Origin of the sequence: Pseudomonas sp. UBA6276, assembly GCF_002438365.1 — a bacterium.
Lineage (GTDB): Bacteria > Pseudomonadota > Gammaproteobacteria > Pseudomonadales > Pseudomonadaceae > Aquipseudomonas > Aquipseudomonas coleopterorum.
Genome location: NZ_DJUS01000089.1, coordinates 1 through 7,823 on the forward strand (window position 1 = coordinate 1; position 7,823 = coordinate 7,823).

At 62.6% G+C, this 7,823-nt stretch carries 12 protein-coding genes; 1 reads left to right on the forward strand and 11 read right to left on the reverse strand.

All coding sequences use genetic code 11. The features are described 5' to 3' along the window. The 8 genes from tatC to ubiE form a co-directional block, all read right to left on the reverse strand. Positions 1 to 502 (reverse strand): twin-arginine translocase subunit TatC (tatC, locus tag B2V21_RS10400; protein ID WP_286916800.1); only part of this gene is annotated, 502 nt, incomplete at its 3' end. Continuing rightward, positions 499 to 975 (reverse strand): Sec-independent protein translocase protein TatB, encoded by a 477-nt coding sequence (gene tatB, locus B2V21_RS10405; protein ID WP_049861752.1) that lies wholly within the window; start codon positions 973 to 975, stop codon positions 499 to 501. The genes tatB and tatC, both read right to left, overlap by 4 nt. Before the next feature lie 3 nt (positions 976 to 978). Continuing rightward, positions 979 to 1,239 carry a twin-arginine translocase TatA/TatE family subunit gene (locus B2V21_RS10410; RefSeq protein ID WP_049861753.1) on the reverse strand — a complete coding sequence of 87 codons (261 nt, stop codon included), beginning with the start codon at positions 1,237 to 1,239 and terminating at the stop codon, positions 979 to 981. Positions 1,240 to 1,264: 25 nt separating this feature from the next. Then, complete coding sequence (locus tag B2V21_RS10415) at positions 1,265 to 1,600, reverse strand: phosphoribosyl-ATP diphosphatase (protein WP_286916801.1); 336 nt, start codon at positions 1,598 to 1,600, stop codon at positions 1,265 to 1,267. Beyond that, the gene (hisI, locus tag B2V21_RS10420; RefSeq protein WP_056844435.1) at positions 1,593 to 1,994 is read right to left on the reverse strand and encodes a phosphoribosyl-AMP cyclohydrolase; all 402 of its coding nucleotides are present in this window, start codon (positions 1,992 to 1,994) and stop codon (positions 1,593 to 1,595) included. Before hisI ends, B2V21_RS10415 begins: the two co-directional genes overlap by 8 nt. A gap of 52 nt (positions 1,995 to 2,046) precedes the next feature. Next, positions 2,047 to 3,654, reverse strand: coding sequence for a ubiquinone biosynthesis regulatory protein kinase UbiB (gene ubiB / locus B2V21_RS10425; RefSeq protein ID WP_049861756.1), 1,608 nt, complete (start codon positions 3,652 to 3,654; stop codon positions 2,047 to 2,049). Continuing rightward, on the reverse strand, positions 3,651 to 4,274 hold the full coding sequence (locus B2V21_RS10430; protein ID WP_286916802.1) for a ubiquinone biosynthesis accessory factor UbiJ: 624 nt from the start codon (positions 4,272 to 4,274) through the stop codon (positions 3,651 to 3,653). Before B2V21_RS10430 ends, ubiB begins: the two co-directional genes overlap by 4 nt. Then, on the reverse strand, positions 4,274 to 5,044 hold the full coding sequence (ubiE, locus tag B2V21_RS10435) for a bifunctional demethylmenaquinone methyltransferase/2-methoxy-6-polyprenyl-1,4-benzoquinol methylase UbiE (protein WP_043191385.1): 771 nt from the start codon (positions 5,042 to 5,044) through the stop codon (positions 4,274 to 4,276). Before ubiE ends, B2V21_RS10430 begins: the two co-directional genes overlap by 1 nt. A 127-nt stretch (positions 5,045 to 5,171) precedes the next feature. Between ubiE and B2V21_RS10440 the strand changes: the two genes are divergently transcribed. Continuing rightward, positions 5,172 to 5,450 carry a polyhydroxyalkanoic acid system family protein gene (locus B2V21_RS10440; protein WP_043191383.1) on the forward strand — a complete coding sequence of 93 codons (279 nt, stop codon included), beginning with the start codon at positions 5,172 to 5,174 and terminating at the stop codon, positions 5,448 to 5,450. Here B2V21_RS10440 and B2V21_RS10445 read toward each other — a convergent pair. From B2V21_RS10445 to hslV, 3 genes are all read right to left on the reverse strand, one after another. Further along, entirely contained in the window at positions 5,447 to 5,824 is a 378-nt protein-coding gene (locus tag B2V21_RS10445; RefSeq protein ID WP_049861758.1) for a gamma-butyrobetaine hydroxylase-like domain-containing protein, read from the reverse strand. The genes B2V21_RS10440 and B2V21_RS10445 overlap by 4 nt on opposite strands. Before the next feature lie 86 nt (positions 5,825 to 5,910). Further along, a complete protein-coding gene (gene hslU, locus B2V21_RS10450; RefSeq protein ID WP_043191381.1) occupies positions 5,911 to 7,248 on the reverse strand; it encodes an ATP-dependent protease ATPase subunit HslU in 1,338 nt (445 codons plus the stop codon). Positions 7,249 to 7,322: 74 nt separating this feature from the next. Continuing rightward, positions 7,323 to 7,823: ATP-dependent protease subunit HslV (hslV, locus tag B2V21_RS10455; RefSeq protein WP_286916803.1), on the reverse strand; the 501-nt coding region annotated here is incomplete at its 5' end.

Below are 7,823 nucleotides of genomic sequence, written 5' to 3' on the forward strand. Positions count from 1 at the left end.
CGAAGAACAGCGTCATGACGAAATCCAGGTAGCTGGCGATGTCGGTGGCCATGGTCACGCCCACAGGCGTGGCACTGGCGAAGAACTTGAAGACCAGCGGAAAGACCAGGAAATAAGCGAAGGCCATCCCGGCATAGAACAGAAAGATGCTCGACACCAGCAACGGTATGGCGATGCGCTTTTCATGCTTGTACAAGCCCGGCGCGATGAAGCCCCAGACCTGATGCAGGATGATCGGCACGGCCAGGAACAGCGAGACCATCATGGTCAGCTTGAACGGGGTGAGGAACGGCGAGGCCACGTCGGTGGCGATCATCGTTGCGCCAGCCGGCAGGTATTCGCGCAGCGGCGCCGATACCAGGGTGTAGATCTGTTGGGCAAACGAAAACAGCCCGGCGAAGACCAGAAAGATCACGGCAACGCAGCGCAGCAGCCGCGTGCGCAGTTCGGTCAGGTGCGAGACCAGCGGCATGGGCTGGTCATTTTCCGGAATTTCGCTCATGGGGCTCGCGGTGGCTGTGTAGGTTCATTGGAGGTGACGGGTATCGCGACCGCTGCGGCGCTGCTGGTATCGCGCTCGATCACGTCGGCCTGTTGCGCGGCAGTGGCCACGCTGGTCGGGGTGACGGCGGCGCTCACCGCATCGCGGTCCAGCACCGGCTGTGCCTGAGCTCCTGGCGCGATGGGATCGGCCAGCGGCGCAGGAGGCTCGCTCGGCCGCGCAGGACGCTGCGGGTCGAGAATCTTGCGCGCCTGCTCCTCCAGCGACAGCACGTGCTCGTTGTGCAATTGACGACGAATCTCGTCGGCGCCTATCTCGCGTTCGACTTCGGTCTTGATCGCATTGAAGCTGCGTTTCAGACGCCCGATCCACAGCCCTGCGGTTCGCGCGGCGCCGGGCAGTCGTTCAGGGCCCAGCACCAACAGGGCGATGAGGCCCACGAGCATGAGTTCACTGAAGCTGATACCGAACATTGATCAGTCTTTCCTGATGGGTTCTTCGACTTTCTGATGCTGGCCGTCGAGGGTGTGCGGCGGAGTCAGCGGCGAGCTGGCCTGCGGGTGCACCGGCTGGGTGGGCTGTTCGGCAGCCGGTTTGTCGTCGTCGTTCATGGCCTTGCGAAAGCCTTTGATCGACTCGCCCACATCGGTGCCCAGGTTCTTGAGTTTCTTGGTGCCGAAGACCAATACCACGACGATCAGGATGACGATCCAGTGTTTCCAATCAAACAGACCCATGATTCAACTCCTCCAAAAAGACATTTCAGGCTGACGGCTGGCGGGCGGCTTTCTCATCGTGACCGGACAGACCGAAGCGGCGGTCCAGTTCATCGAGTACAGCCTGTGGGTGTTGGCCGAGTTGTGCAAGCATGACCAGGCTATGGAACCACAGATCGGCGGTTTCGTAGATGACATCGCTGCAGTCGCCGCTGTGCGCGGCGTCCTTGGCGGCAATGATGGTCTCGACCGATTCTTCGCCCAGCTTTTCCAGAATCTTGTTCAAACCCTTGGCGTACAGGCTGGCGACATAGGAGCTGTCGGCGCTGGCGCCCTTGCGTTCTTCGAGTACCGCGGCGACGCGGTCCAGGGTGTCATTCATGACCATGGCCTGTGTGATAGATGGCATCGGGGTCCTTCAGAACCGGATCGACGACGGTCCATTGGCCGTCCTCGAAGACCCGATAGAAGCAGCTTTGGCGGCCGGTGTGGCAGGCGATGTCGCCGATCTGTTCGACGCTGAGCACGACCACGTCGGCGTCACAGTCCAGGCGCAGTTCATGCAGCTTCTGCACGTGGCCGGACTCCTCGCCCTTGCGCCACAGCTTGCCACGCGAGCGTGACCAATAGATGGCCCGGTTTTCGGCGGCGGTCAGCGCCAGTGCTTCGCGGTTCATCCAGGCCATCATGAGGATGCGCCCGGTCTTGTGATCCTGGGCAATCGCTGGCACCAGGCCGTCGCGGTCCCATTTGATCTCGTCCAGCCAGTCTTTCATGTGCGACTCCGACAACAGAGAGGGCTAGTGTGCCAGCCGATGGCGCCACTGGCTATCGGCGCACGACCAGGTACAAGCCCGATGCCAGCATCAACCAGGCCGGCCAGGCCTGCACACTGTCCAGGGCAATGCCGGAGACCGCGGTCACTGTCCCGCCCACCAACAAGGCACCGCCGAGCAGCCGCAGGGCCCACCGATCATGGCGTTGCTCCCAGGGCGGTGGTGGATCCTTGCGATGAGGCTGAGACATCCGTTCGAGTAGATCGCGGGTCATGTTGGCCAGATGCGGCAATTGCTCGACCTGCGATTGAACATTCTGAAACAAAGATTTTGGACTGACCCGCTCGCGCATCCAGCGTTCGAGGAACGGCTGGGCGGTGCTCCACAGGTCCAGGTCCGGGTACAGCTGGCGGCCCAGGCCTTCGATATTGAGCAAGGTCTTCTGCAACAGCACCAGTTGCGGCTGCACTTCCATGTTGAAGCGCCGCGCGGTCTGGAACAGGCGCATCAACACCTGGCCGAAGGAGATGTCCTTGAGCGGCTTCTCGAAGATCGGCTCGCAGACGGTACGGATCGCCGCTTCGAATTCGTTGAGCTTGGTTTCCGCCGGAACCCAACCCGAATCGATGTGCAATTGGGCGACGCGGCGGTAGTCGCGCTTGAAGAAGGCGAACAGGTTGCGCGCCAGGTAATCCTGGTCTTCGGGGGTCAGGCTGCCGACGATGCCGCAGTCGATGGCGATGTAGCGTGGGCTCCAGGGCGCCACGGTACTGACGAAGATGTTGCCCGGGTGCATGTCGGCGTGGAAGAAGCTGTCGCGAAAGACCTGAGTGAAGAAAATCTCGACACCGCGCTCGGCCAGCAGCTTCATGTCGGTGCGCTGGTCGGCCAGGGCGGCCATGTCGGTGACCTGAACGCCGTAGATGCGCTCCATCACCAGCACTTTGGGCCGGCACCAGTCCCAGTACACCTGGGGCACGTAGAGCAGATCCGAATCTTCGAAGTTGCGCCGCAACTGGCTGGAGTTGGCCGCCTCGCGCAGCAGGTCGAGCTCGTCGTAGATGGTCCGCTCGTAGTCGGCGACCACGTCCACCGGGTGCAGCAGGCGGGCGTCGGCCGACAGTCGCTCGGCCTGACGAGCCAGCAGGAACAGCCAGGCCAGATCCTGGCCGATGACCGATCTGAGCCCCGGACGGATGACCTTGACCACCACCTCTTCGCCGGTCTTGAGCCGCGCGGCGTGGACTTGGGCCACCGAGGCCGAAGCCAGCGGCTCGACGTCGAAGCGACTGAACACGTCGGTGATCTTCGCCCCCAATTGCTGTTCGATCAGGGCCATGGCCTGCTTGGGGTCGAACGGCGGTACGCGGTCCTGCAGCAGCATCAGCTCATCGGCGATGTCTTCGGGCAGCAGGTCGCGGCGGGTGGAGAGGATCTGCCCGAACTTGATGAAGATCGGCCCCAGGTCCTGCAACGCCAGGCGCAGGCGCGCGCCCCGGTTGAGCTCCTGGCGGCTGCGCGGCAGCCAGCGCCAAGGCATGGCGAAACGGGTGATCTTCAGCCACCACGGCAGTGGCAGGGCGAACATCAGGTCATCGAGGCGGTAGCGGATCACGACGCGCTGGATGCGCAACAGACGGCGGACGGCAAGCAGCTTCATGCGTTATCGCTGGAGTTGTGGGATCGGGCGAGGCGCTCAATACGCGCCTCGAGGCGTTCGACATCGACTTTCAAAGCATCCAGCTCATTGAAACGGGCCTGGGCTTCCTGCTCGCCTACCAGAGTACGCGCTTCCTCGGCCAGGTATTCGCCCAAATTCTGGGTCGCCGTGGTCAGACCTTCACGGGTCCAGCCCGTGCGGCTGCGCAGGTGCCCGGCCAGCAACGAGGTCGGCACCGGGCCAAGCCAGCGTGAGACTTCGTATTCCCAGTCCAGTTCAAGGTCCTGCAGCACCTTGACCAGCTCGAGCAGGGCAGCGCTGTCGCCGTCCAGATCGACCTGGGGGCTGTGCAGCACGGCAGTCTTGTCCTTGCGCAGCGCCAACTGCACCAGACTGGCGGCCGGCGCCCGCAAGGTGCAGTCGGCCGGCGTGGCCCATTGCTGGGCCAGCATCAAGCCATTGGCGCTGGGCAGGACGTAGAGCGTAAAGGAAGGCTGGCGACCCTGGATGGCAATCACCTTGCCATGCAGGTGCGCCAGGCGCGGTAGTGCCGTGGCGTCCAGGCGCAGCACACGGTTGAGGCCGTGTTCGACACTGGCGATCAGGCCGCCGAGCAACATCAGGGCTTGATCCCGCGGTGCAGTGCGACGATGCCGCTGGTCATGTTGTGGTAGGTGACGCGGTCGAAACCGGCCTGCACCATCATGGCCTTGAGGGTTTCCTGATCAGGGTGCATGCGGATCGACTCGGCGAGGTAGCGGTAGCTTTCCGAATCGTTGGTGATCAGCTTGCCAGCCAGCGGCATGAAGGCGAACGAATAGGCGTCGTAGACCTTGGACATCAGCTTGTTGGTGGGCTTGGAGAACTCCAGCACCAGCAGGCGACCGCCCGGCTTGAGCACACGCAGCATGGAGGCGATGGCCGCTTCCTTGTGCGTGACGTTGCGCAGACCGAAGGCGATGGTCACACAATCGAAGTGATTGTCGGGGAACGGCAGCTTTTCGGCGTCGGCCTGGACGAACTCGATGTTGCCGGCCACGCCACGGTCGAGCAGTCGGTCACGACCGACCTTGAGCATGGAGGCATTGATGTCGGCCAGTACGACCTGACCGGTCGGCCCGACCAGATCGGAGAACTTGCGTGCCAGATCGCCCGTGCCGCCAGCGATGTCCAGCACTCGGTTACCCACGCGCACGCCGGACAGCTCGATGGTGAAGCGCTTCCACAACCGGTGCATGCCGCCGGACAGCACGTCGTTCATCAAGTCGTACTTGGCCGCTACCGAGTGGAACACCTCGGCGACCTTTTCGGCTTTCTGGCTTTCCGGTACGTGCTTGTAGCCGAAGTGAGTGGTGGGTTCGGCATCGCCGCCTTTGCGCTGATCATTCATATCGCTGTCACCAGGAAAAATTACGCACCATTCTAAGCCGCACAGGGGCGCTTTGTCTTGGCGCGATGGATTGCCAGGGCATCCGCGTTAAACTGTGCGCCATTGAACCCATTACCCGGAGTCCCCGATGACCCAGATCAACGTCGAACGCAAACACAATCTGGGCCGCGATGCGGCTCGGCAGAAGGCTGAAGTGGTGGTGCAGAAGCTGATCGACCGCTATGACGTGCAGGCCACCTGGCAGGGCGACACGGTGGCGGTCAAGCGCAGCGGCGCGCAGGGAACCGTGCAGATCGACGACGAAGCGATTCGAATCGACCTGAAGCTGGGCATGATGCTGGCGATGATGAGCGGTACGATCCAGAGCGAGATCGAAAAGGCATTGGACAAGGCCCTGGCGGCCTAGAGCATCAACCTCACCACGGACTCGGCGGGGTCGCGGGATTTTCCAGCGGCGCGCAACTGTTCCAGGTAGTCGGCCCAGAGCTGCTCTTGGCGCAGCGCCAACTGGTACAGGTAGTCCCAGGTGAACAGGCCGCTGTCATGGCCGTCGTCGAAAGTCAGCTTCAAAGCGTACTGGCCAGCTGGTTCCACCTTGGTCAGGCCAACCCCCAGTTTCCCCACCTGCAGAATCGGCTTGCCGTGGCCCTGAACCTCGGCGGACGGCGAGTGCACGCGCAGGAACTCGGCGGGCAGGTGGAACACCTCGTCGGGGCCATACGTCAGGCTCAGGGTCTTGGAGGCCTTGTGCAGGTTGATGGCGCTCGGGATTTTGCTCATGGTCGACTCTCGCAGGCGCGGGGAGCAGCGTGTCAGTCAGAGCACGGAGCGGCCGTGACAGGCCGCTCCGCGCATGACAGGCCGTATTACAGAATGTACCGTGACAGGTCTTCGTTCTGCGCCAGCTCGCCCAGATGGCTGTTCACATACTCGGCATCGATCTGGATCGGCGCTTCGCTGTGCGCGGCAGCCATGTCACCGGCGCTGAACGAGACTTCCTCCAGCAACCGCTCCAGCAGCGTGTGCAGACGACGGGCACCGATGTTCTCGGTCTTCTCGTTGACCTGCCAGGCGATCTCGGCCAGACGCTTGATGCCTTCGGGCACGAACTCGATGTTCAAGCCTTCGGTCTTCAGCAGCTCGCGGTACTGTTCCGTCAGCGACGCATGGGGCTCGCTCAGGATGCGCTCGAAATCCTGCGGGCTCAATGCCTTGAGTTCGACGCGAATCGGCAGGCGACCCTGCAACTCGGGCACCAGGTCGCTCGGCTTGCTCAGGTGGAAGGCGCCCGAAGCGATGAACAGGATGTGGTCGGTCTTGACCATGCCCAGCTTGGTGTTGACCGTGCAGCCTTCGATCAACGGCAGCAGGTCGCGCTGCACGCCTTCACGGGACACGTCGGCGCCACCCACGTTGCCGCGCTTGGCCACTTTGTCGATTTCATCGATGAAGACGATACCGTGCTGCTCGACTGCTTCCAGCGCCTTGGCCTTGAGCTCTTCTTCATTGACCAGGCGACCGGCCTCTTCGTCGCGGACCATTTTCAGCGCGTCCTTGACCTTGAGCTTGCGGCTTTTCTTCTTGCCCTTGCCCATGTTGGCGAACAGGCTCTGCAGCTGGTTGGTCATTTCTTCCATGCCGGGAGGGGCAGAGATGTCCACGCCGCCCATCTGCTCGGCCACTTCGATCTCGATTTCCTTGTCGTCCAGCTGACCTTCGCGCAGACGCTTGCGGAACAGCTGGCGGGTGTTCGAATCGTTGCTCACCGGCTCTTCGTTGAAGCCTGCACGGGCAGCAGGCAGCAGCGCGTCGAGAATACGCTCTTCGGCTGCGTCTTCTGCGCGATGGCGGACCTTGACCATTTCCTGCTCACGCAGCAGCTTGATGGCCGCATCGGCCAGGTCGCGGATGATCGATTCGACATCGCGGCCGACGTAGCCGACTTCGGTGAACTTGGTCGCTTCGACCTTGATGAAGGGCGCATTGGCGAGCTTGGCCAGGCGACGGGCGATTTCAGTCTTGCCGACGCCGGTCGGGCCGATCATCAGGATGTTCTTGGGCGTCACTTCGACGCGCAGCTCTTCGGGCAGCTGCATGCGCCGCCAGCGGTTGCGCAGGGCAATGGCGACGGCGCGTTTGGCATCGTCCTGGCCAATGATATGGCGATTGAGTTCGTGGACGATTTCGCGGGGGGTCATGGACATGGTGTGTTCCGGACTCGAAGGTTCAGTGCGCGTGGTCTTCTGTGAAGATCATCCCAGGTGGGCGCGGCGACTGATCACTGGGCGAGATCCTGCTCCTCGATGGTCATGTTGTGATTGGTGAACACGCAGATGTCGCCAGCGATGCCCAGGGCGGTCTCGACGATTTCACGCGCGCCCAGCTCGGTCTTCTTCAACAGTGCGCTGGCAGCGGCTTGCGCGAAGGCACCACCGGAACCCATGGCAATCAGCCCGTCTTCGGGTTCGACGACGTCACCGTTGCCGGTGATGATCAAGGACGCATCCTTGTTGGCCACGGCCAGCATCGCCTCCAGGCGGCTCAGCGAGCGGTCGGTACGCCACTCCTTGGCCAGCTCCACGGCGGCACGGACCAGATGGCCCTGGTGTTTCTCGAGTTGACCTTCGAAACGTTCGAAGAGGGTGAAGGCGTCGGCGGTGGCACCGGCAAAGCCGGCGATGACCTGACCGTGGTACAGGCGCCGGACTTTCTTGGCGTTGCCTTTCATCACGGTGTTGCCGAGGGAAACCTGGCCGTCGCCGCCCATGACGACTTTGCC

What these genes read in the sequence shown, in the direction of transcription:
- tatB (WP_049861752.1), bottom strand. Translation starts at nt 975, where the DNA reads ATGTTCGGTATCAGCTTCAGTGAACTCATGCTCGTGGGCCTCATCGCC.
- B2V21_RS10410 (WP_049861753.1), bottom strand. Translation starts at nt 1,239, where the DNA reads ATGGGTCTGTTTGATTGGAAACACTGGATCGTCATCCTGATCGTCGTG.
- B2V21_RS10415 (WP_286916801.1), bottom strand. Translation starts at nt 1,600, where the DNA reads ATGAATGACACCCTGGACCGCGTCGCCGCGGTACTCGAAGAACGCAAG.
- hisI (WP_056844435.1), bottom strand. Translation starts at nt 1,994, where the DNA reads ATGAAAGACTGGCTGGACGAGATCAAATGGGACCGCGACGGCCTGGTG.
- ubiB (WP_049861756.1), bottom strand. Translation starts at nt 3,654, where the DNA reads ATGAAGCTGCTTGCCGTCCGCCGTCTGTTGCGCATCCAGCGCGTCGTG.
- B2V21_RS10430 (WP_286916802.1), bottom strand. Translation starts at nt 4,274, where the DNA reads ATGTTGCTCGGCGGCCTGATCGCCAGTGTCGAACACGGCCTCAACCGT.
- ubiE (WP_043191385.1), bottom strand. Translation starts at nt 5,044, where the DNA reads ATGAATGATCAGCGCAAAGGCGGCGATGCCGAACCCACCACTCACTTC.
- B2V21_RS10440 (WP_043191383.1), top strand. Translation starts at nt 5,172, where the DNA reads ATGACCCAGATCAACGTCGAACGCAAACACAATCTGGGCCGCGATGCG.
- B2V21_RS10445 (WP_049861758.1), bottom strand. Translation starts at nt 5,824, where the DNA reads ATGAGCAAAATCCCGAGCGCCATCAACCTGCACAAGGCCTCCAAGACC.
- hslU (WP_043191381.1), bottom strand. Translation starts at nt 7,248, where the DNA reads ATGTCCATGACCCCCCGCGAAATCGTCCACGAACTCAATCGCCATATC.